The sequence below is a fragment of the Streptomyces longisporus genome (genome assembly GCF_039532765.1).
Taxonomy (GTDB): Bacteria; Actinomycetota; Actinomycetes; order Streptomycetales; family Streptomycetaceae; genus Streptomyces; species Streptomyces longisporus.
Genome location: NZ_BAAASG010000005.1, coordinates 45,421 through 64,739, shown reverse-complemented (window position 1 = coordinate 64,739; position 19,319 = coordinate 45,421). Strand labels below are relative to the sequence as shown.

The window sequence follows — 19,319 nt, the reverse complement described above, 5'->3', positions numbered from 1 at the left end:
ACCATGCCCGTCCTCGCCCTCCTCTCCGCCGTCTTCGTCGTCGGCATCGAGCAGACCGTTCAGTGGAAGTACGGTGCCACCGGCATCATCGGTCTGCTGCTGCTCACCATAGGCATCAAGGCGAAGAACCCGGCCGTCAGTTCCATCGGGGCCGTCGTGCTCGCCCTGCTGGTCGCGGGGCCCGCTCTATGAGCGGAAGGCGACCTGCGGCCCGGTCGGCCGCTGCCTCAGTCGCTGTGGGAGACGTCAGCTCGTGAGCACAAGCTCCGAACTGATCGTCTCCCACAGTGCGTTGAACCACAGGTGTGACTGCTCGACGAAGGTGGTGTCGCGCAGGCCTGCGCCCTGTTCGAAGGCGAACAGCATGGACTGGGTGCCCTCGGCGTCGTACATCTCCAGGTGCTCGTGGTCGATCTCCTCCTCGCGTCGCGTGAGCGTGTAGTACGCGAAGAGCGCCTCCATGCCGTTGAGCAGGTACAGCTTCACGGGCGGGGTGAACGGCAGGGCGCGGAAGGTGATGTTCACATCGATGCCGTGCGTGGCGCGCAGGGCCAGCAGGTTGTGCTGGAGCACCTGGCCCTGGGCGTTGCGCTGGGCCAGCCAGCGGCGCTGCAGCCGGCCGTCGGCGGACGGGTCCACCGGGGTCGGGAAGGCGAGGTCGATGTCGCGGCTCGGCAGCAGGAGGCGAACGTCGATCTTGGCCGGTTTCAGTTCCCCGGCATGGATGCGGCGCAGCGGTTCGCCCATGGCGAGCGTGAGGGAGATCGATGTGAGGCAGAGAGCGTCGATCTCGACATGAGGCTCTGCGAACGCGGTCGCTATGCGAGGGGCCAGCGCCACCATGGTGGGCAGCGGCGGAGCTCCAGGACCACCGAAAGCCCTGTCCGGACCCGGGCCGGGGGCGACGGTCGCCGGGCTGCCCTTGGAGACATTCGTCAGCAGATGCTCGGACTGCAGGATGCGCAGCGCCTGACGTACCGCACCCCGCTCGACGCCGAACTCGTCCGCCAGCCTGGCCTGCGTGGGCATGCGCTGTCCCGGCCGCAGCTCCCCGCTCCTGATCCGGGCACGCAGTGCGTCGGCCACTTCGCGATGTGTCTTTTGTGGTCTCTTCCGCCCGTTGACGGAAGCGGTATCCGGGTCCACGACCAAACACTACAACTTCCCGCCATCTTCTGGCAGTTCCAGGGAAGGTGGTTATAAGCCGCTTCCAAGCGGAGATAAGTACAGAGAAGTTGGTCACCAACTTCAACAACATGGTCAAACTTCATGAGGGTTGGCCGCAACCAGGGGTCCGCCTCCCCGTCCCGAAGGAGGGACCGCCATGCCGCTAGTCGCCCTCGCTGCCGCCGCTCTCGCCGTCGGATTCGAGAACCTCGTCCAGTGGAAGTACGGGCCGATGGGCATCGTCGCCTTCGCCGCCCTGTCCATCGGACTCAAGGCCAGGAACACCACGATCAGCGGCATCGGAGCGGTCATCCTCGTGATGCTGCTCGCCCAGTCCGGCTGAGCCCCGGCGGGCCCGACGGGTTCGCCGACCCAGGATCCGGCTGACCGGGCTCCCTTCCGGAGGGGAGCCGGGAGCCCGGCCAGTCAGCACCAAGCGCACAGCCACAACTGAACACCGACAACCGAACAGCTCCACCAGTACAGCCACAACTGAACAGCTCCACCAGCACAGTCACAACCGAACAGCTCCACCAGCACAGTCACAACTGAAGAGCACAGCTACGGATGAGTCGTCAGTCGTCGTCGGAAGGAAGGGGGCTCAGAACATGTCCGGGCACCAAGGCCGCCTGGACGTACGCAGCAGGGCGTCGGCCACTCGGGCGGCGCCCGCTCGTTCTTCCTGCACCCGGCCCAGCGCCGCGAGCCGCACGACCGACTCGTCGCCCAGCCACAGCCGCCCCAACTCGGCGACTCCCAGGGTGAGTTCGGCGCTCTCCGTGCTCGGTGTGCAGGACGCACCCTGCGCCGACGCCTCCAGCCGGTAGCGGCCGCCCGCCAGGCCGGCGGCGTCGGCGACCTCCAGCACCAGGGAGCCCGAACCCTCGTACGTCCGCGACTCCAGCGCCCGTACGACATCCAGGATCCGCACCCACAGCCAGTCGGCCTGCGAAGTGATACGGGCGGCCCTCGGGTCCGGGAAGAGGAGGGGGAGCAGGTCGTCCGGGGCCCGTTGGCCGCTCTTGACCTGGGTGACCCAGTCGATGGAGCACAGATAGCTCCACAGGGCGCGCTCGGCGGCGGGGGTCGCCGCGATCAGGCTCCGTACGGTCGCCGTGTCCAGCGGCTGCTTGGCGTCGCCCCACTTGTCGTCGACCTCGTAGGCGACCAGGCCCTCGACCTCGCCGTCCGCTGCGCGGTACACGGCGAAGAACGGCTCGGTCCACTTCGGGTCGACCCGCACCTCGCCGGTGTGCTGCTGCCACCAGCGGTCGCCTCGGGTGACGGCGCCGGGGGTGGTGCGGCGGACGCGGTCGTGGAGTTCGGGGCCGAGTTTGCGTACCTCCTCGGGGTCCACGAGGTCGATACGGCCGCCGTCGGCCGGGCCGGACCAGCGGGGGTCGAGGCCTGTGCGCGGGACGTCCACAGTCCACTCGACGGTCGTGGTGGCGGGGCCGAAGCCGTAGCGGCCGTAGATCGGGTACTCGGCGGCGATGAGCGTGGCCACGAGGTCGCCGCGCTCCTTCGCGGCCGCGAGGTCCCGGTTCATCATGCGGGTGAGGAGGCCGCGGCGGCGGTGGGTGGCGGTGACGGTGACCGCGGAGATGGCGTTGGCGGGGACGGGGGTGCCGCCTACTGCGGTGACCTGCTGCTCGAAGGAGCGGAAGGTCGCTACGCAGCGGGTGCCGTCGAAGGCGCCGAGGTATCGGTTCGGCTCGAACTGGGGGCGGCGGGCTTCGAGTTCGGGTTCGCCGACCTGGGGCTGCTGTACGAACCCGACTTTTACGGCGCGGAGCCACTCGGGGAATTCGGGCTCGGTGATCGGGCGGACGTCGATGTCGGGGTGCGCCTGGGTCATGGGATCACGGTAGGTGCAGCGTGGGGTGGTGTCGCGTGGATTTTCCTCGCCCCCGCCGCCCCTACCCGTCCCGTCCCAGGGGCTCCGCCCCTTCGCCCCCACCAGGGGCTCCGCCCCTGCACCCCGGGGGACCGCGTCCCCTGCACCCCTCGCGGGGCTCCGCCCCTGCACCCCGTTTCGGGGCTCCGCCCCGGACCCCGATCGGCCTGAACGGCCTCGTCCTCAAACGCCGGACGGGCTGAAAAACACGGGCCCGTACTCAGAGCCGGCCCTCGTCCGGCCTCAAACGCCGGACAAGCTGAGAGACACGAGCCCGCACTCAGAAGCGGGCCTCGCCTCGTCCTCAAACACCGGACAAGCTGAGAGACACGAGCCCACACTCAGAAGCGGGCCTCGCCTCGTCCTCAAACACCGGACAAGCTGAGAGACACGAGCCCACACTCAGAGCCAGCCCTCGCCCATCCTCAAACACCGGACCGGGCTGGAAGGCGCGCGCCCGCACTCAGAGACGGCCCTCGCCCGGCCTCAAACGCCGGACCGGGCTGGAAGGCGCGGGCCGGCGCTACGACGGACACCGCCCGTGGGTGGGCGGGGAAACTGGCTGGAGAGCACAGCCCGGCACCATGACGGGCCCCCCGCTGTTCGCCCGACGGGGGACCAGGGGTCAGGTGAGCAGGTCGTCGACCTGGGCCTCTCCCTCGCGGTAGCGGCGGGTGATTTCGCCGCTGCAGTCGTCCGTTGTGCGTTGGAGGCGCTGGCGTCTCAGGGAGACCTGCTGTTCGTAGCGGACCAGTCGGCTCATTGCCGTGTTCAGTTCCAGGTCCGTGCGGGCGGCCAGGTCGGAGAGTTCGACCTCGGCGAGCATGTCCGCGGCCAGTCGGCCGTACTCCTCGTTGTACGGCGTCCCGAGCGTCACATGGCGGGCGGAGGAGCGGTGACGGGCCGGGGCGTCCGTGAGGATCTCCGGGAGCCGTTCGACCACGGAGCCCGCCCCCGCCGGGGAGCGGCGGGCCAGTTCCGCCCGCAGGATGTCGATACGGCCCTGCAGCAGCCGCCGTACATAGCTGAGGTCGGCCTCCTCGCGCTGGGTGTCCCGGCGCAGGGTGCGCAGTTCGGGCAAGCTCAGCACGGCCAGGTCGTGCTCGGGTGGCCCCGCGGGCAGTTGCTGGCCGCCCGGGCCTTCGCCGCCGTCCCCGCCGGTCGCGCTGTCCGGGCTGTCTGTCCGCTGCGTGGGCGGACGCATCGGCGTTCGCTCCCCCGTACGAATCAGCGAGACTGCCCCAGGAGGCTGCCCAATACTCGGTGTGCTCATGTGCCTCAACCGTCCCCTCGACCGGCGTGTGGAAGCATCGTGCCACCCCAAGTGGCCGCTATGTGACCGAGTGCCCCCGATCGGCCCCAGATGGGGGGTTAAGGATCAATAAGAAGCCCTCCGAAGCCCCTCGGACCTGGTTCCGGGCGCACGGCATGATGGGTTCATGCGTGCAGTGGTGCAGAGAGTGGACGGCGCGAGCGTCGTCGTCGACGGCGAGACGGTCGGGGAGATCATCGGTGAGGGACTGTGCGTCCTCGTCGGGGTGACGCACGAGGACACCAAGGAGAAGGCCGCCCAACTCGCCCGCAAGCTCTGGTCGATCCGCATGCTGCAGGACGAGAGGTCCTGCAGTGACGTCGATGCGCCGCTGCTGGTCATCAGCCAGTTCACGCTCTACGGGGACGCCCGCAAGGGGCGTCGCCCCACCTGGAACGCGGCCGCCCCCGGCGATGTCGCCGAGCCCCTCGTCGATGAGGTCGTCGCCCAGCTGCGGGCCCTCGGCGCGACGGTCGAGACCGGGCGCTTCGGCGCACGGATGCGGGTCTCGCTGACCAACGACGGACCCTTCACCGTGCTCGTGGAGATCTAGCGCCCGGCCACGGCGTCTACGGTTCCACGACCGTCTCCTGAGCCGCCGCCGTGTCCCCCGCCACCAGCGGCGCGTCCACCGGAACGTTCCGCTTCACCAGGGCCAGTGCGACCGGGCCCAGCTCGTGGTGGCGTACGGAGGTCGTGATGAAGCCGATCTTGCGGCCGTCGGGGTCCTCGTCCGCGAGGCGGAGCTCCGTGCCGGGCGTGGGGAGGTGGACCTCGCTGCCGTCCAGGTGCAGGAAGACCAGGCGGCGCGGCGGCTTCCCCAGGTTCTGCACCCGCGCCACCGTCTCCTGGCCCCGGTAGCAGCCCTTCTGCAGATGCACCGCCGTACCGATCCAGCCCAGCTCGTGCGGGATGGTGCGATGGTCGGTCTCGAAGCCCAGCCGCGGGCGGTGGTGTTCGACGCGCAGCGCCTCGTAGGCCAGGATCCCGGCGGGCGGGCCGGCCTTCTCCGCGTACGACTCGAGGTCCGTGCGCGGGAGGAACAGGTCGCGGCCGTACGGCGTCTCGCGTACGGCTACGCCCTCCGGCACCTCCGCGATCGAACCGGCCGGCAGGTGCACGACCGCGAACTCGGCCGTCCGGTCGGCGACTTCGACCTTGTAGAAGAACTTCATCGACTCCAGGTACGCGATCAGTGCGTCCTGGGTCCCCGGCTCGACATGCGCCCAGACCGTCTCGCCGTCGTCGACCAGATACAGCGCATGCTCGATGTGCCCGTGCGCGGACAGGATCAGCGCCTCGGTGGCCTGGCCGGCCGGGAGGTCGCTGACGTGCTGGGTGAGGAGCAGATGCAGCCAGCTCAGACGGTCCTCGCCGGTGACCGTGACGACCCCGCGGTGCGAGAGGTCGACGAAGCCGGTGCCGTCGGCGAGGGCGCGCTGCTCGCGGAACAGTTCGCCGTAGTGGGCGGCGACGCCTTCGTCCACGCCCTCGGCGGGGACGGCGCCGGGCAGGGACAGGAGGGGGCTCTTCATATGCACAAGCCTACGACTCGGTAGTTGAACTCTTCAGCGAACAGTCCCGGCATCTGCCGAAGATCGCGAAGTGCTTCATGTCCGTCTCGAAGCCGAACTCCCGCCGCAGCTTCGCGGTGAACTCGGCGGCCACCGACACATCGGCCTCGATCACGTTCTGGCAGTCCCGGCAGACCAGGTGGATGTGGTGGTGACGGTCCGCGAGGTGGTACGTCGGCGCCCCGTGCCCGAGGTGGGCGTGGCTGACAAGGCCCAGCTCCTCCAGCAGCTCCAGTGTCCGGTAGACGGTGGAAATGTTGACCCCCGACGCCGTCTTCTTCACTTCCGTGAGGATGTCGTCGGGGGTCGCGTGCTCCAGGGCGTCCACGGCTTCGAGCACGAGTTGCCGCTGCGGCGTCAGCCGGTAGCCGCGCTGCCTGAGGTCGCTCTTCCAGTCGGTGCTCACCACACCGAAGAGTCTAGAACTACTTGTACTTGTCAGAACTACCTGAAAAACGCGACCGGACCGCGGTCGGACTACTTGAAGAACGCGATGCCGTCGTCCGGCATGTCGTCCGGCAGGGCCTTGGCCCAGCGCTCGACGTCCTCCGGGGTGACGACCTTCTTCAGGTGCGCCGACATGTAGGGGCGCAGCTCGACCTCGGGGGTCTGCTTCTCGCCGACCCACATGAGGTCGCTCTTGACGTAGCCGTACAGGCGCTTGCCGCCGCTGTACGGGCCGGAGGCGGCCGTCCGGGCCACCGCGTCCGTGACCAGGTCGATCTGCGGCTTCTTGTCGGCCATCTCGCCGTACCAGATCTCGACGACGCCGTCGTCGCGGACCATCGTCACCTCGACCTTGCGGTCGGCGTCGATGCGCCAGAAGCCGTGCTCGGACTCCAGCGGGCGGACCTTGTTGCCGTCGTTGTCCAGCACCCAGGTGCGGGACTGGTACTCCAGGAAGTCCCGGCCGTCATGGCTGAAGGTGACCTCCTGCCCGAAGTTGCACTTCTCGGCACCGGGGAAGTCGTGCACGCCCGCGCCCGCCCAGCTGCCGAGCAGGAAGGCGAGGGGGACGAGGTCCTTGTGGAGGTCGGACGGGATCTCGATCATGGGTCGGCAGTTCCTTGAGGGGACCTTGATGGGGGTCAGCGCTGGCCCTGGTACAGCTTCTTCACGGTCAGCCCGGCGAAGGCGAGGACGCCGACGCAGACCAGGATCAGCAGGGCTTCGAAGAATGCCTCAAGCACGGGGTGCTCCTTGATGAGCTGAGGGTGGGCAGTACACAAAGGCCGGGCCCCAGCTTACGCGGCCGGGGCCCGGCACTCCTTGTGAGGTACGCCCAAGCGGGACTCGGGCGGACGTCAGCCGAGCAGCTCGCTCTGCAGGGCCACCGTCTGCCGGAACGGTACGGCCTTCGCCGCGCCCTTCCTGGACTGCAGGATCACCGCGAGGACGTCACCGGCGGAGAGGTATCCCTGCCGGGTCTGCTCGGCGCCGTGCGGCCTCTTCTCGAGGTAGACGGAGTACTCGACGTTGTGGTCGTGGGCCTCGGCCGGGAAGTCCGTGTCGAAGACGGAGCCGTCCGTGCCGCGCAGCTGCTGTCGGGGGCCGTCGATCGGGGCCTCGTGGGAGAACAGATCGTCGACGACCTCCGCCGTGCCGAACTGCAGCAGGTAGACGCGGGTGCGCGTGCCGTCCGGAGTGGTCCAGCCGCGGGCCGCGATGTGCCGCAGACCACGGTCGACGAACTCCTGCCGCAGGTCGTCGCGGGCGGACCCCGGCGCGAATTCGGCCAGGAAGTCCTTCGCCGCCAGCCAGCCGTCCTTGCCGCGCAGCTTCCGGTCCTGTACCGCTCCCTGGGGTGCGGGCAGCACGAGTTCACGCAGGTCGGCGTAGTGGGCACCGACCGTGTTGTCCTCGGCGAAGGGCCCCGGACTGCCGGAGGGCAGCGGCGGCCTGACGAGCGTCGGGTAGTCCCAGCGCCCGTCCGACTGCGTCGCCAGTCCCGGTACGTCGGTCCGCTTCATCGCCGTGATGCCGTACGCCGTCCCCGCACCGGCCGCCGCGAACACCACGACGGCGGCGGTCCAGCGCAGGGCCGCGTGCAGGAGGCGGCGGTTCTTCTTCGCCGGGGCGGGGGCCGGGTCCTCGTCCGGGGCCGGTGGCTCGTGCGGTGGGACCACGACGGCCTGCGGCTCGCTCTGCACTGTGGGCTCGCTCTGCACTGTGGGCTCGCTCTGCACTGTGGGCTCGCTCTGCACTGTGGGCTCGCTCTGCTCGGTCATACGGCCTCTCCGGGCTCGGCGATGCGGTCGAGCTGGTCCTTCAGGAGCTGCGCGATCCCCTTGGAGTCGAACGGCTTGACCCCGTCCGCGGTGAGGGTGACCAGCACGTTTCCCCGGTAGGCGGAGCAGAACATCGCCTCCAGGTCCTCACCGGAGTCCTTGGGCGGCAGGAAGCACGCGGCGTCCTTGTAGCCCTCGATCTTCGGGCCCTTGCGGAAGACGTCGAGCCTGTCGAGGAACTCGTTCTGGGACGCCGAGATGTTCCGGACGGCGGCCCTGTTCTTCATCTGGGACAGCTGGATGTTCACGGCGACGGCGGTGTCCGAGAAGAACTCGCTGCCGGCCCCCTTGACGTAGCTGCGCATCGCCATGCCCTCGATGTGCTGCTTGTCGATCAGCTTCTCCAGCTGTCTGCGCTGGGTGCGCGGCAGGTTCCGCAGCGACTCCTTGCGCAGGGCGGTGGCCTGGGCACCGCTGAGCTCGGTGTCGGCGGCGAAGTCGCCGAGGTCGGGGCCGCGCTTCCAGCCGTCGGTGTAGGTCAGGAGCATCCCGGAGAGCCCCTTGGCGGGGGCTTTCCTCTCGCCGTCGGCGCTCTTCTGCTTCGGGAACTTCCAGACGGCCGCACCGGCGTCGCGATCGGCGCCGTTCACGGTGACGACGGTGTAGCCGACGCCGGCGGCCACTGCCACGGCGAGCAGGGCGGACCCAGTGACGGCGACGATACGGCCGCGACGGCGGGGCTTTCCGGCGGGGGCGGCGGGCTGCGCGGAAGCGGCGGTGGGCTCGACCGGCTGTACCGGCTCGACCGGCACCTGTCCGACCGGCTCGTTGACGTTCTCGCTCACAGCCGCTCCATCTGCCGCTCGGCCAGGTCCATGATCCGGGCCTTGGTGATCGGCTTGGTGTCGTAGATCCAGACCTCCATGGCGATGTCACCGCGGTAGGCGTGGGCCTCCGCGCTGTACAGCGGCACATAGCCGGCCTTGGTGTCCGGACGGTTGTGGACGTACGCCATACCGCTCCCCGTCCCGGGGACGGACCAGCTGTCGGTGCCGGACTTCCTCTCCGCCCAGTACTGGCTGTTGTCGCTGGAGTCGGCGGCCTCCAGGGACTCCTGCTGGCGGAACTGGACCAGCCGGATCTCCACCGTCTGTCTGCCGTCGGTCTCCCAGCCGGTGACGGCCGCGCGGCGGAACTCGTCGCGGACGAGGTTGCCGAACATGGTGCCGGGCTTCTCGAAGTCCTCGGCGTACTCGGTCAGGTCCATCCAGCCGTCGCCACCGCCCAGCCAGGCCGCCGTCTTCGCGCCGCCCGGCTTCTTCAGCAGCAGCTTGCGCAGGTCACCCTCGGTCTTCACCTGTCGGTCCTGGGCGGCGGACAGCGGTTCGGGCGCCTTGCCCGTCGCCTGGGCCAGCTTCGGCTGGGACAGCGGTGGCAGGGCCGTCGGGCTGCGGTCGGCCTGGATCAGATAGCCGGTGCAGGTGCCCGCGACCACGCCGAGGAGTGCGGCGCCGACGATCAGCAGAGCGGTGCGGCCGCGGCGGCCTGGCACGGCGGGCGCATCCGGTGCAACCTCCGCAACCGGCGCTTCGACCACCTCTTCGGGTACTTCCAACACGTCCCCCCACAAACTTGAAGCGCGCATTCCGTACGCGCGCTCACAGGAGACCCATGGCCGGCACTGCTGGTTGTAGGGGCGTTGATTACGATTCGGCCATGGCGAAGAAGCTCGTGATCAAGGTGACGGCGGGTGCCGATGCGCCCGAGCGGTGCTCGCAGGCGTTCACGGTGGCGGCGGTGGCCGTGGCCAGCGGAGTCGACGTCTCCCTGTGGCTGACCGGCGAGTCCGCCTGGTTCGCCCTGCCGGGCCGCGCCGCCGAGTTCGAACTCCCGCACGCGGCCCCGCTGCCCGACCTGCTCGACGCGATCCTCGCCGCCGGCCAGGTCACCCTGTGCACCCAGTGCGCGGCCCGCCGGGACATCACGGAGAAGGACGTCATCGAGGGCGTACGGATCGCGGGGGCACAGGTGTTCGTCCAGGAGGCCCTGGGGGACGAGACGCAGGCTCTCGTCTACTGAGACGGTCCACGAAGCCGGCCCACCGAGCGGCTAGGACCTCGGGCGCTTCTTGCCGTCCAGCTCGTCCCACCATTCGTCGGACTTCGGATCGCCGGACGGATCGTCCCACCAGCGGTCGTCCGGACCCCGGCGGTTGGCGACCATGGCGGCGACCGGGGGGATCACCATCGCCACCACGCACATCCCGACCGCCACCGGGACCGACCAGATGCGTACGACTCCCCAGGCCAGGACGAACAGCGTGATGCAGGTGCCCATCATGGCGAAATAGACGTGACGCCGACGTGCCAGCATGCTTCCAGCGTAGGCCGGGCCCGCCGGTTCGGCGCCGACGCCGAGTCCTCACACCCCCGCAACGGCACGGGCCCGCCGCCGAAGGCCGCCGGACGCCCGTCGCGGAGCGACTGATGTCACGACGGCGCAGCGCTCCCAAGCCCACGAACCGGTACGAGGTACGCACCAGGGAGAGACCGTGACGCCGACGTGCCAGCACGCTTCCCGGATAGAACCGGGCCCGCCGGTTCGGCGCCCGACGCCGAGTCCTCACACCCCCAACGGCACGGGCCCGCCGCCGAAGGCCGCCGGACGCTCGTCGCGGAGCGACTGATGTCACGACGGCGCAGCGCTCCGAAGCCCGCGAAGCGGTACGAGGTACGCACCAGGGAGGGACCGTGACGCCGACGTGCCAGCACGCTTCCCGGGTAGAACCGGGCACGCCGAAGGGCCGTACCACAACAGGTACGGCCCTTCGTTCGTGCCGGTGCCGTCAGACGGCGATCGCGACCTCCGCGAGGCCGCCCTGCTGGGCGACGACCGTGCGGTCCGCGGTGGCGCCGGGGACGAGGGCGCGGACGGTCCAGGTGCCCTCGGCGGCGTAGAAGCGGAACTGCCCCGTGGCGGAGGTGGGGACCTCCGCGGTGAACTCACCGGTCGAGTCCAGCAGGCGGACGTAGCCGACGACGGGCTCGCCGTCCTTCGTCACCTGGCCCTGGATGGTGGTCTCGCCGGGCTTGATCGTCGAGGCGTCCGGGCCGCCGGCCTTCGCTCCACACATGTCTTTCTCCAAGAGGGGTCTGACCGGAGGAAGGCCGGTCGGGATTTGCGGGTGGGGTCTTACTTGTTGGCGCCGAGCTCGATCGGGACGCCGACGAGGCTGCCGTACTCGGTCCACGAGCCGTCGTAGTTCTTGACGTTCTCGACACCGAGCAGCTCGTGCAGGACGAACCAGGTCAGGGCCGAGCGCTCACCGATGCGGCAGTAGGCGATGGTGTCCTTGGACAGGTCCACCTGCTCCTCGGCGTAGAGCTCCTTGAGCTCGTCGTCCGACTTGAAGGTGCCGTCGTCGTTGGCGTTCTTCGACCACGGGATGTTGCGCGCGGACGGGACGTGACCCGGACGCTGCGACTGCTCCTGCGGCAGGTGCGCGGGGGCGAGCAGCTTGCCGGAGAACTCGTCGGGCGAACGGACGTCGACCAGGTTGTGCGAGCCGATCGCGGCGACGACGTCGTCACGGAAGGCGCGGATGGCCGTGTTCTGGGGCTTGGCCTTGTAGGTGGTCTCGGCGCGCTCCGGGACCTCCTCGACCAGCTCGCGGGCGTCCAGCTCCCACTTCTTGCGGCCGCCGTCGAGGAGCTTGACGTTCTCGTGGCCGTACAGCTTGAAGTACCAGTAGGCGTAGGACGCGAACCAGTTGTTGTTGCCGCCGTAGAGGATCACCAGCGTGTCGTTGGCGATGCCCTTGGCGGACAGGAGCTTCTCGAAGCCCTCCTGGTCGATGAAGTCGCGGCGGACCGGGTCCTGAAGGTCCTTGGTCCAGTCGATGCGGATCGCGTTCTTGATGTGGTTCTTCTCGTAGGCGGACGTGTCTTCGTCCACCTCCACGATCGCGATGTTCGGGTTGTCGAGGTTGGCCTCGACCCAGTCGGCGTCGACCAGGACGTCGCTGCGGCTCATGCTCTTTCTCCTCCGGGGCAGTTGCGGCGGGGCGTGCGAGTGCAGGGGGTGCGAGGTGCCTGCGGCGGTTGGGCCGGGGCGCGCACGGGTGCCCTGAGCAGGGCGGGGGGATGCGGAGGCTGCGCCTTCCGCTCAGAAGGGGCGACAGAGCATGGCGGCGACGCGGCACAGGTCGACTGCCCGCCGCTTCGTAAGGTCCGCCTGTCGCTTCATGCGGTCGATCGTAGGGACGGACAGCGGGTGGTGTCACCGCCGTGTCGTATCGTGAGATGCGATCGTCCGGGATGTGAGAAGCGATCAGTGCGCGGGATGCACCGGCACCGTCCGCGGGCGGATGTATCGGTCATCAGATCTACGGTGCGGACGTGAGCGTCTCGCCTTTCGGACGCCCGGCGTCCACCGCACGTCGTCCTACCCCGCGAGCCTGACGTTCGAACCCTTCACCGTGATCTCCACACCGTTCTTCGCAGCCTGCACACTGTCCAGCTTCACCCCGCCCGGGAGCTGGTGGATGGCCTGCTGGAAGTCGGTGATCGCCCGGATGCGGGAGTCCGCGAGGTCGACGACCAGCTTGGGCAGGTTGTCCGCGTGCACCTTGACGGTGTCGCCGTCCACGGTCACCGAGCTGAGCACGGGGTACGTCTGCGAAGCGCCCGCGGCGGTGACCTTGACGTCCACCTTGATCTTGCCGTTGCCGCCGTCGGAGAGGCCGACGACCTGGGCGTTGATGCCGGGGAAGATCCGCGTCGGCTGGGACTTGGCCGCCTTGAGGAGTTCGTCGTAGGCGATGGTGGCGGTGCCCGTCGCGGTGGCGGCGGTGGCGGAGCTGTAGTCGCCGGAGAACTTGACGCCCTTCATGTCGGCCTTGAGGTCGTCGATACGGATCGTCTTCGGGCCGCCGTTGCCGCCGGTGGCGGTGCCGGTGGCGGCCTCGTAGTCCTTGATGCCGATCTCGACGTCGTCCAGCTCGCCGGAGGCGGCCTGGGTGAGGAAGGGGAAGCCCTTGATGGACACGTCCGGGGTGGTGGCGAGGTTCTCCGTGGTCTTCACCTTGTCCGCCGCCTGGTTCTCGGCGAAGTGGACCGCTACGCGGTCCGCGATCACGAAGAGGCCGCCCAGGACCACGACGACGATCAGAAGTATTCGCAGGGCGCGCATGCGGTGTTTCCCCCACCTGGGTGGCCGACGACGGTTGTGACGGCCGGGTGGCCGTTCAGCGCGAGCGTAACCCTGCACCGGGGTTTGATCGCGGAGTTGTCGATCAGCTGTGACAGAGGTAGCCGGGGTTGGTGCGACCGTGAGCCGGGGGCTGCCGCCCCCAGCCCCCCGCCTCCGGGCCCTGAGTCATGCCAGCGCCCGGCCCAGTACGAACACGACCGGGGCCGCTGCCGTCAAGGGCAGGGCCACGCCTGCTGTGAAGTGGACGAATCTTGACGGGTAGTCGTAGCTGGCCACGCGGTGGCCGATCAGGGCGCAGGCTGCCGCGCCCGCGCCGAGGAGTGCGCCCTTCGCGCCGAAGCCGGTCATCCCGCCGACCGCGATGCCCGCCCCCGCCGCGGCGAGCAGCGAGACGACGATCGACGCCGGGGTGGGCAGCGGCAGGGCGCGGGCCAGGACCGCCACCGCCACCGCCGCCGCGCCGACGGTCACCGCGTCCGGCTCGGCCGCGAGGTATCCGGCCGCGACGATGGACAGCGCCGCCGAGGCGACGGTCGCCATCAGTCCGTACATCCGCTCGTCCGGGTCGGCATGCGAGCGCAGCTGCAGGACGAGGGAGAGCAGCACCCAGACGCCGAGGGTGCCCAGGATCGCCGCGGGGGCGTTCTCCCGGCCCGCCACCAGCAGCGCGACGTCCGCGGCCAGCGCGCCCAGGAAGGCCAGCGCGATGCCCTGCCGGGCCGGCCACATGCCGTTCAGCCGGAACCAGCCCGCCGCGGTGACCGCCTGCAGGGCGACGAGCGGGACGAGCAGGGCGTACGAGCCGACCGCCGCCGCACCGGACACGAGCAGACCCAGCAGCGCCGTGAGCCCGGCCGGCTGCATGCCCGGCTCGATGATCGGGGAACGTCCCTCCTCACGGGCGCGCTGGGCGTCCGTGAGCCGGGAGTCGCCGGCGAGCGTGGCGGGACCGTAGTCGGAGTCCTCGTCAGGCTCCTCGTCGCCCTGGGTGGTCGTCCCAACGGGACCGCCGGGCGCCTCGTAGCCGTGGTCGACTGCAGCGCCGGCATGCCCCTGCGGCTGTGCCGCCTCCCAGGTCTGCCCCTGCCACTGCTGCGTGTACTGCTGGTACTGCTCGTACTGCGGAGCCTGGGCGCCTTGCGGGTCGTCGTACCCCTGATACCCCTGATACCCCTGATGCCCCTGGTATCCCTGGTACGGCTGCTGCTGATACGGGTCGTACGCGTCGTACGAACCCTCGTACGGCTGGTCGGTCATCGTCACCCTCCTGCGAACGGCGGGAGCACCTCGACCGTGCCGCCGTCGGCCAGCCGTACCGTCTCATGTCCGCGGGTGCCCACGGGATCACCGTCGATGAGGAACGAGCATCGCTGCAGGACGCGCGTGAGTTCTCCGGGGTGTCGCGCGCGCACGGCGTCGAGCGCCTCGGCGAGGGTGGCCGCGTCGTACGGCTCCTCGGCGACCCCGGCCGCGGCCTTCGCGGCGGCCCAGTAGCGCACCGTGACCTTTGACATCCGGTTCCTCTAGTAGTGGATCGGCGGTGTACACCGTCAGGCTAGCCCGCCTGCGCGGCACCCCAGGCCCCGATGCGGGCCAGCAGGTCGTCGGTGGCCGCGTGCTCGGCGTGCCCCATGCCGTGCTCCAGCCAGAGTTCGCCACGGTCACCGGCGGCGTCGGCCAGCATGCGCGGATGGTCGAGCGGGAAGTAGCCGTCCCGGTCGCCGTGCACGATCAGCAACGGCGTCGGAGCGATCCGCGGTACGGCCTCCACGGGGGACAGCGGTACCGGGTCCCACTCCCGGTGGTGGATCCGGGTACGGAATCCGTAGCGGCCCACCAGCCGCCCCTCGGGCCGCGTCACCAGCCAGTGGAGCTTCCGCATGGGGGCGGTGCCCCGGTAGTACCAGCGGGCGGGGGCACTCACCGAGACCACGGCGTCCGTCGCCGCCTCCGTGCGCCCCTCGCGCCCCTGCCCGTACAGCGCCGCGTGCCGCAGCACCACGGAGCCACCCATCGAGAAGCCGACGGTCACCACGCGCGCGTGCCCGAACCCCCGCGCCCACTCCACCGCGGCCGCCAGGTCGAGGACCTCCCGGTCGCCGACCGTCGAGCGGCCGCCGGAGGCGCCGTGGCCGCGGAAGGAGAACGTGACCACGGCCCCGTACTGCGTGAACGCCTTGGCCACCCGTCGAACATGCGGCCGGTCCACATCGCCGGTGAACCCGTGGGCGACGACGAACACCGGGACAACGGAAGGTGGCGTGGAGGCGTCGTATACGACCGCACCCGGGTCGTATACGGAATCGATCGCAATCCCGTCGTCCGTGCGCAGAAACGTACGGAAAGGCCCCCCTCTGCCCGTCTCACGATTCGGACGAACGGTGGATCGCGCCACATGACCTGCCGGACCAGTGCTCATGTGGGCTATTCTGCTGGGCAGAGGACTCGGGCAGCGTAGCCCCCGGGTCCTTTTGTGCTTTCGGAAGCGTTGTATACGAAGCGGGAAACTCAAGGTGACCGCAGGTGTACGGGGCCCCGGGATCGCAGAGCAGTGCCGCACCGCACACGTCCTCGCAGGGACCGAGGAGGAACCAGACGTATGAGTTCTCTGCTGCTCCTGACCAATGCCCTCCAGCCGTCGACGGAGGTGCTCCCCGCCCTCGGCCTGCTCCTGCACAACGTGCGAGTGGCTCCGGCGGAGGGCCCCGCCCTCGTCGACACCCCCGGTGCCGACGTCATCCTCGTCGACGGCCGCCGTGATCTGCCCCAGGTCCGCAGCCTGTGCCAGCTGCTGCGCTCCACGGGCCCGGGCTGTCCGCTCGTCCTCGTCGTCACCGAGGGCGGCCTCGCGGCCGTCACCGCCGACTGGGGCATCGACGACGTGCTCCTCGACACCGCAGGTCCGGCGGAGGTCGAGGCGCGACTGCGGCTGGCCATGGGCCGGCAGCAGATCGTCAACGACGACTCCCCCATGGAGATCCGCAACGGCGACCTGTCGGTCGACGAGGCGACGTACTCCGCGAAGCTCAAGGGGCGGGTCCTCGACCTCACCTTCAAGGAGTTCGAGCTCCTCAAGTACCTCGCACAGCACCCGGGCCGCGTCTTCACGCGCGCCCAGCTGCTGCAGGAGGTCTGGGGCTACGACTACTTCGGCGGCACCCGCACGGTCGACGTCCACGTACGACGTCTGCGCGCGAAGCTCGGCCCCGAGCACGAGTCGCTGATCGGGACCGTCCGGAACGTCGGTTATCGATTCGTTACTCCTGAGAAGGCCGATCGCGTCTCCGACGAAGCCAAGGCCAAGGCAGACCGGGCAAAGGCGGAGGATGCGGACGAGACCACCGCTCTGGACACCGCCGAGGTGTCGGCCGAGGCATAGCGGACCGCCGGTAGGGGCATTGCTTCCGCACAGAAGGCGCGGAGGCAAGCTCCTTCTCGCCCTGCCCAGAGCAGGTATATCCGCGTAGACTCCGCGCGTGGCCAAGGTGACTCGGGATGATGTGGCACGGCTGGCGGGAACTTCGACCGCCGTCGTCAGTTACGTCATCAACAACGGACCCCGGCCGGTCGCCCCGGCCACGCGCGAGCGTGTCCTCGCCGCCATCAAGGAGCTGGGGTACCGGCCGGACCGGGTCGCCCAGGCGATGGCGTCCCGGCGTACGGACCTCATAGGTCTGATCATCCCGGACGCGCGCCAGCCCTTCTTCGGGGAGATGGCGCACGCGGTCGAACAGGCCGCCTCCGAGCGCGGGAAGATGGTGCTCGTCGGCAACACGGACTACGTCAGCGAGCGCGAGGTCCACTACCTGCGCGCCTTCCTGGGCATGCGGGTCTCGGGGCTGATCCTCGTCTCGCACGCCCTCAACGACCAGGCCGCCGCGGAGATCGACGCCTGGGACGCCCGGGTGGTCCTGCTGCACGAGCGGCCCGAGGCCATCGACGACGTCGCCGTCGTCACCGACGACCTCGGCGGCGCCGAGCTCGCCGTACGCCACCTCATCGAGCACGGCTACGAGTACGTCGCCTGTATGGGCGGCACCGCCGAGACCCCGGCGGTCGGCGACCCGGTCTCCGACCACGTCGAGGGCTGGCGGCGCGCGATGGGCGAGGCCGGGATCTCCACCGAGGGGCGGCTCTTCGAGGCGCCGTACAACCGCTACGACGCGTACCGCGTGGCGCTGGAGATCCTCTCCGGGCCGCAGCGGCCGCCCGCGATCTTCTGCTCCACCGACGACCAGGCGATCGGCGTGCTGCGGGCCGCCCGCGAGCTGCGGATCGACGTGCCGGGTCAGCTGGCGGTGGCCGGCTTCGACGACATCAAGGAGGCGGCGCTGACCGACCCTCCCCTGACCACGATCGCCTCGGACCGCTCCGCGATGGCCCGGGCGGCCGTGGACCTCGTACTCGACGACGGGCTCAGGGTGGCGGGGGCGCGGCGGGAACGGCTCAAGCAGTTCCCGTCACGACTGGTCGCGCGGACCTCCTGCGGCTGCCCATGAGGGCCGTGCACCGGCACATGAAAGTTCTCTGAAGGCTTCCGCCGGGCTGCGAGAGGTCTCTTTATATCGGGCAAACAAGGTTCTGCCGGGCTTCTCAGCGGACACTCAGGAAGCTCTCATGGTCACGGTTCAAGCTCGTTGTCATGACCGAGAGCTTCCGCCGCAGCGGCGAGTACGAGAGCTATGACGGCTACGGGAGCCCCCAGCAGGGCGCCCCGCAGCACGCCTCCTCCCCTGTGAACCCCGAGTGGCCGCCCCCGCCGGCGCAGCCGCCGGTGCAGCAGGCCATGGTCGAGCCGGGCGCTCCGGCGCCGAAGAAGCGGGCCCGGGGGCCCCTGGCCCTGCTGGCCGCCGTGGCGATCGTCGCCGCGGCGATCGGCGGCGGCACCGCGTACGCCTTCCAGGAGCTGACCGGCAACGACACCGTCGCCACCAGCAGCACCAGCACGAATGTGGTGCCGGCCGGCAAGAAGGGCGACGTCGCCACCATCGCCGCGGCCGTCAGCCCGAGCGTGGTCGAGATCAGCGCCACCCTGGACAACGGCTCCTCGACCGGCTCCGGTGTGATCATCACCAGCGGCGGCGAGATCATCACCAACAACCACGTCATCTCCGGCGCCTCGTCGATCAAGGTGACGACCAGCAACGGCAAGACGTACACCGCGAAGGTCGTCGGCACCGACAGCAAGAAGGACCTCGCCCTGATAAAGCTGCAGGGTGCGTCCGGGCTGAAGGCGGCGACCCTCGGCAACTCCTCCGGCGTCCAGGTCGGCGACACCGTCGTGGCGATCGGCTCCCCCGAGGGCCTGAGCGGCACGGTCACCAGCGGCATCGTCTCGGCCCTGAACCGCGACGTGACCGTCTCGACCGACGAGAACCAGAGCCAGGGACAGGGCGGCGGTGACGGCCAGTGGCCGTTCTCCTTCGGCGGCCAGCAGTTCAACGGCGACACGGGGTCCTCGACGACCACGTACAAGGCGATCCAGACCGACGCGTCCCTCAACCCGGGCAACTCCGGCGGCGCGCTGATCGACGCCGCGGGCAACATCATCGGCATCAACTCCGCGATGTACTCGGCCAGTTCACAGTCGTCCTCGGGCTCCTCGGACGCCGGCAGCGTCGGCCTCGGCTTCGCCATCCCGATCAACACCGTCAAGTCCGACCTGGCCACGCTGCGGTCCGGTTCCACCAACTGATCCCGCACCTCACCAGCAGGGAGTACGTCATGATCGAGCAGGTTTCGCACACGGTCGCCGGCGCCGACCCGGCCGGTCTCGCCCTGGCCCTCGCGGTGGCGTACGAACTCCACGCACCGACGACCCGGGCGCCGGAGGTGGCCCCGCAGCTGATGGGCCTGCACACCACGGCCGCCCGCCCGCACCGCCGCAAGGTGCCGCTGAACAGGCTCGCGGCGATGCGTGGCTGATGTGC

At 69.8% G+C, this 19,319-nt stretch carries 25 protein-coding genes; 8 read left to right on the top strand and 17 right to left on the bottom strand.

What is annotated here, in order from left to right:
- Positions 1-3 precede the first annotated feature (3 nt).
- Positions 4-192 carry a hypothetical protein gene (locus ABD355_RS08475; protein ID WP_344399511.1) on the top strand — a complete coding sequence of 63 codons (189 nt, stop codon included), beginning with the start codon at positions 4-6 and terminating at the stop codon, positions 190-192.
- Positions 193-246: 54 nt separating this feature from the next.
- Here ABD355_RS08475 and ABD355_RS08470 read toward each other — a convergent pair whose 3' ends face one another.
- A complete protein-coding gene (locus tag ABD355_RS08470) occupies positions 247-1,146 on the bottom strand; it encodes a winged helix-turn-helix domain-containing protein (protein ID WP_425585715.1) in 900 nt (299 codons plus the stop codon).
- Between the two features lie 178 nt (positions 1,147-1,324).
- Here ABD355_RS08470 and ABD355_RS08465 point away from each other — a divergent pair, with 178 nt between their 5' ends.
- Positions 1,325-1,510 carry a hypothetical protein gene (locus ABD355_RS08465; protein ID WP_344399509.1) on the top strand — a complete coding sequence of 62 codons (186 nt, stop codon included), beginning with the start codon at positions 1,325-1,327 and terminating at the stop codon, positions 1,508-1,510.
- Positions 1,511-1,768: 258 nt separating this feature from the next.
- Here ABD355_RS08465 and ABD355_RS08460 read toward each other — a convergent pair whose 3' ends face one another.
- Positions 1,769-3,025, bottom strand: coding sequence for a GNAT family N-acetyltransferase (locus ABD355_RS08460; protein ID WP_344399508.1), 1,257 nt, complete (start codon positions 3,023-3,025; stop codon positions 1,769-1,771).
- A gap of 664 nt (positions 3,026-3,689) precedes the next feature.
- A complete protein-coding gene (locus ABD355_RS08455) occupies positions 3,690-4,337 on the bottom strand; it encodes an RsiG family protein (protein ID WP_344399507.1) in 648 nt (215 codons plus the stop codon).
- A 166-nt stretch (positions 4,338-4,503) separates the two neighbouring features.
- On the opposite strand from ABD355_RS08455, the gene dtd reads away from it, so the two are divergent.
- Positions 4,504-4,929: a D-aminoacyl-tRNA deacylase gene (gene dtd, locus ABD355_RS08450; protein WP_344399506.1), complete on the top strand. Its 426-nt coding sequence runs from the start codon at positions 4,504-4,506 to the stop codon at positions 4,927-4,929.
- A 16-nt stretch (positions 4,930-4,945) separates the two neighbouring features.
- Here dtd and ygfZ read toward each other — a convergent pair whose 3' ends face one another.
- From ygfZ to ABD355_RS08420, 6 genes are all read right to left on the bottom strand, one after another.
- Entirely contained in the window at positions 4,946-5,911 is a 966-nt protein-coding gene (gene ygfZ, locus ABD355_RS08445) for a CAF17-like 4Fe-4S cluster assembly/insertion protein YgfZ (RefSeq protein WP_344399505.1), read from the bottom strand.
- A gap of 10 nt (positions 5,912-5,921) precedes the next feature.
- A complete protein-coding gene (locus ABD355_RS08440) occupies positions 5,922-6,359 on the bottom strand; it encodes a Fur family transcriptional regulator (RefSeq protein ID WP_099929821.1) in 438 nt (145 codons plus the stop codon).
- Between the two features lie 68 nt (positions 6,360-6,427).
- Positions 6,428-7,003 carry a heme-binding beta-barrel domain-containing protein gene (locus ABD355_RS08435; RefSeq protein WP_344399504.1) on the bottom strand — a complete coding sequence of 192 codons (576 nt, stop codon included), beginning with the start codon at positions 7,001-7,003 and terminating at the stop codon, positions 6,428-6,430.
- A 251-nt stretch (positions 7,004-7,254) separates the two neighbouring features.
- Entirely contained in the window at positions 7,255-8,178 is a 924-nt protein-coding gene (locus ABD355_RS08430; RefSeq protein WP_344399503.1) for a hypothetical protein, read from the bottom strand.
- On the bottom strand, positions 8,175-9,023 hold the full coding sequence (locus ABD355_RS08425) for a hypothetical protein (protein ID WP_344399502.1): 849 nt from the start codon (positions 9,021-9,023) through the stop codon (positions 8,175-8,177). Before ABD355_RS08425 ends, ABD355_RS08430 begins: the two co-directional genes overlap by 4 nt.
- Positions 9,020-9,730, bottom strand: coding sequence for a hypothetical protein (locus ABD355_RS08420; RefSeq protein ID WP_344399501.1), 711 nt, complete (start codon positions 9,728-9,730; stop codon positions 9,020-9,022). Before ABD355_RS08420 ends, ABD355_RS08425 begins: the two co-directional genes overlap by 4 nt.
- Before the next feature lie 164 nt (positions 9,731-9,894).
- Between ABD355_RS08420 and ABD355_RS08415 the strand changes: the two genes are divergently transcribed.
- On the top strand, positions 9,895-10,257 hold the full coding sequence (locus ABD355_RS08415) for a DsrE family protein (protein ID WP_344399500.1): 363 nt from the start codon (positions 9,895-9,897) through the stop codon (positions 10,255-10,257).
- Between the two features lie 30 nt (positions 10,258-10,287).
- Here the strand turns inward: ABD355_RS08415 and ABD355_RS08410 are convergent, their stop codons facing one another.
- The 8 genes from ABD355_RS08410 to ABD355_RS08380 all read right to left on the bottom strand — a co-directional run bounded on the left by ABD355_RS08410 (position 10,288) and on the right by ABD355_RS08380 (position 15,808).
- Positions 10,288-10,551, bottom strand: a complete 264-nt coding sequence (locus ABD355_RS08410; RefSeq protein WP_115907338.1) for a DUF3099 domain-containing protein — start codon at positions 10,549-10,551, stop codon at positions 10,288-10,290.
- A 472-nt stretch (positions 10,552-11,023) separates the two neighbouring features.
- A complete protein-coding gene (locus ABD355_RS08405) occupies positions 11,024-11,311 on the bottom strand; it encodes a DUF1416 domain-containing protein (protein ID WP_003991226.1) in 288 nt (95 codons plus the stop codon).
- A gap of 59 nt (positions 11,312-11,370) precedes the next feature.
- Positions 11,371-12,210, bottom strand: a complete 840-nt coding sequence (locus tag ABD355_RS08400) for a sulfurtransferase (RefSeq protein WP_344399498.1) — start codon at positions 12,208-12,210, stop codon at positions 11,371-11,373.
- A gap of 132 nt (positions 12,211-12,342) precedes the next feature.
- Positions 12,343-12,423: an Ms5788A family Cys-rich leader peptide gene (locus ABD355_RS44595; RefSeq protein ID WP_350751515.1), complete on the bottom strand. Its 81-nt coding sequence runs from the start codon at positions 12,421-12,423 to the stop codon at positions 12,343-12,345.
- 198 nt (positions 12,424-12,621) lie between these two features.
- Positions 12,622-13,368, bottom strand: coding sequence for an LmeA family phospholipid-binding protein (locus tag ABD355_RS08395; protein WP_344399497.1), 747 nt, complete (start codon positions 13,366-13,368; stop codon positions 12,622-12,624).
- Between the two features lie 186 nt (positions 13,369-13,554).
- Complete coding sequence (locus ABD355_RS08390) at positions 13,555-14,646, bottom strand: hypothetical protein (protein ID WP_344399496.1); 1,092 nt, start codon at positions 14,644-14,646, stop codon at positions 13,555-13,557.
- 2 nt (positions 14,647-14,648) lie between these two features.
- Positions 14,649-14,903, bottom strand: a complete 255-nt coding sequence (locus tag ABD355_RS08385; protein WP_344399495.1) for a MoaD/ThiS family protein — start codon at positions 14,901-14,903, stop codon at positions 14,649-14,651.
- A gap of 41 nt (positions 14,904-14,944) precedes the next feature.
- Positions 14,945-15,808: an alpha/beta hydrolase gene (locus ABD355_RS08380; RefSeq protein WP_344399494.1), complete on the bottom strand. Its 864-nt coding sequence runs from the start codon at positions 15,806-15,808 to the stop codon at positions 14,945-14,947.
- Between the two features lie 180 nt (positions 15,809-15,988).
- Between ABD355_RS08380 and ABD355_RS08375 the strand changes: the two genes are divergently transcribed.
- The 4 genes from ABD355_RS08375 to ABD355_RS08360 all read left to right on the top strand — a co-directional run bounded on the left by ABD355_RS08375 (position 15,989) and on the right by ABD355_RS08360 (position 19,314).
- On the top strand, positions 15,989-16,768 hold the full coding sequence (locus tag ABD355_RS08375; protein ID WP_344399493.1) for a winged helix-turn-helix transcriptional regulator: 780 nt from the start codon (positions 15,989-15,991) through the stop codon (positions 16,766-16,768).
- Between the two features lie 97 nt (positions 16,769-16,865).
- Positions 16,866-17,888 carry a LacI family DNA-binding transcriptional regulator gene (locus tag ABD355_RS08370; RefSeq protein ID WP_344399491.1) on the top strand — a complete coding sequence of 341 codons (1,023 nt, stop codon included), beginning with the start codon at positions 16,866-16,868 and terminating at the stop codon, positions 17,886-17,888.
- Positions 17,889-18,031: 143 nt separating this feature from the next.
- The gene (locus ABD355_RS08365) at positions 18,032-19,084 is read left to right on the top strand and encodes a S1C family serine protease (protein WP_344399490.1); all 1,053 of its coding nucleotides are present in this window, start codon (positions 18,032-18,034) and stop codon (positions 19,082-19,084) included.
- A gap of 29 nt (positions 19,085-19,113) precedes the next feature.
- Positions 19,114-19,314, top strand: coding sequence for a hypothetical protein (locus ABD355_RS08360; RefSeq protein ID WP_344399489.1), 201 nt, complete (start codon positions 19,114-19,116; stop codon positions 19,312-19,314).
- The last annotated feature ends 5 nt before the right edge of the window (positions 19,315-19,319 follow it).

Excerpts from the sequence above, each read along its gene's own strand:
- ABD355_RS08475 (WP_344399511.1), top strand. The coding sequence starts at position 4 with ATGCCCGTCCTCGCCCTCCTCTCCGCCGTCTTCGTCGTCGGCATCGAG.
- ABD355_RS08465 (WP_344399509.1), top strand. The coding sequence starts at position 1,325 with ATGCCGCTAGTCGCCCTCGCTGCCGCCGCTCTCGCCGTCGGATTCGAG.
- ABD355_RS08460 (WP_344399508.1), bottom strand. The coding sequence starts at position 3,025 with ATGACCCAGGCGCACCCCGACATCGACGTCCGCCCGATCACCGAGCCC.
- ABD355_RS08455 (WP_344399507.1), bottom strand. The coding sequence starts at position 4,337 with ATGAGCACACCGAGTATTGGGCAGCCTCCTGGGGCAGTCTCGCTGATT.
- dtd (WP_344399506.1), top strand. The coding sequence starts at position 4,504 with ATGCGTGCAGTGGTGCAGAGAGTGGACGGCGCGAGCGTCGTCGTCGAC.
- ygfZ (WP_344399505.1), bottom strand. The coding sequence starts at position 5,911 with ATGAAGAGCCCCCTCCTGTCCCTGCCCGGCGCCGTCCCCGCCGAGGGC.
- ABD355_RS08435 (WP_344399504.1), bottom strand. The coding sequence starts at position 7,003 with ATGATCGAGATCCCGTCCGACCTCCACAAGGACCTCGTCCCCCTCGCC.
- ABD355_RS08430 (WP_344399503.1), bottom strand. The coding sequence starts at position 8,178 with ATGACCGAGCAGAGCGAGCCCACAGTGCAGAGCGAGCCCACAGTGCAG.
- ABD355_RS08415 (WP_344399500.1), top strand. The coding sequence starts at position 9,895 with ATGGCGAAGAAGCTCGTGATCAAGGTGACGGCGGGTGCCGATGCGCCC.
- ABD355_RS08410 (WP_115907338.1), bottom strand. The coding sequence starts at position 10,551 with ATGCTGGCACGTCGGCGTCACGTCTATTTCGCCATGATGGGCACCTGC.
- ABD355_RS08405 (WP_003991226.1), bottom strand. The coding sequence starts at position 11,311 with ATGTGTGGAGCGAAGGCCGGCGGCCCGGACGCCTCGACGATCAAGCCC.
- ABD355_RS08400 (WP_344399498.1), bottom strand. The coding sequence starts at position 12,210 with ATGAGCCGCAGCGACGTCCTGGTCGACGCCGACTGGGTCGAGGCCAAC.
- ABD355_RS44595 (WP_350751515.1), bottom strand. The coding sequence starts at position 12,423 with ATGAAGCGACAGGCGGACCTTACGAAGCGGCGGGCAGTCGACCTGTGC.
- ABD355_RS08395 (WP_344399497.1), bottom strand. The coding sequence starts at position 13,368 with ATGCGCGCCCTGCGAATACTTCTGATCGTCGTCGTGGTCCTGGGCGGC.
- ABD355_RS08390 (WP_344399496.1), bottom strand. The coding sequence starts at position 14,646 with ATGACCGACCAGCCGTACGAGGGTTCGTACGACGCGTACGACCCGTAT.
- ABD355_RS08385 (WP_344399495.1), bottom strand. The coding sequence starts at position 14,903 with ATGTCAAAGGTCACGGTGCGCTACTGGGCCGCCGCGAAGGCCGCGGCC.
- ABD355_RS08380 (WP_344399494.1), bottom strand. The coding sequence starts at position 15,808 with ATGAGCACTGGTCCGGCAGGTCATGTGGCGCGATCCACCGTTCGTCCG.
- ABD355_RS08375 (WP_344399493.1), top strand. The coding sequence starts at position 15,989 with ATGAGTTCTCTGCTGCTCCTGACCAATGCCCTCCAGCCGTCGACGGAG.
- ABD355_RS08365 (WP_344399490.1), top strand. The coding sequence starts at position 18,032 with ATGACCGAGAGCTTCCGCCGCAGCGGCGAGTACGAGAGCTATGACGGC.
- ABD355_RS08360 (WP_344399489.1), top strand. The coding sequence starts at position 19,114 with ATGATCGAGCAGGTTTCGCACACGGTCGCCGGCGCCGACCCGGCCGGT.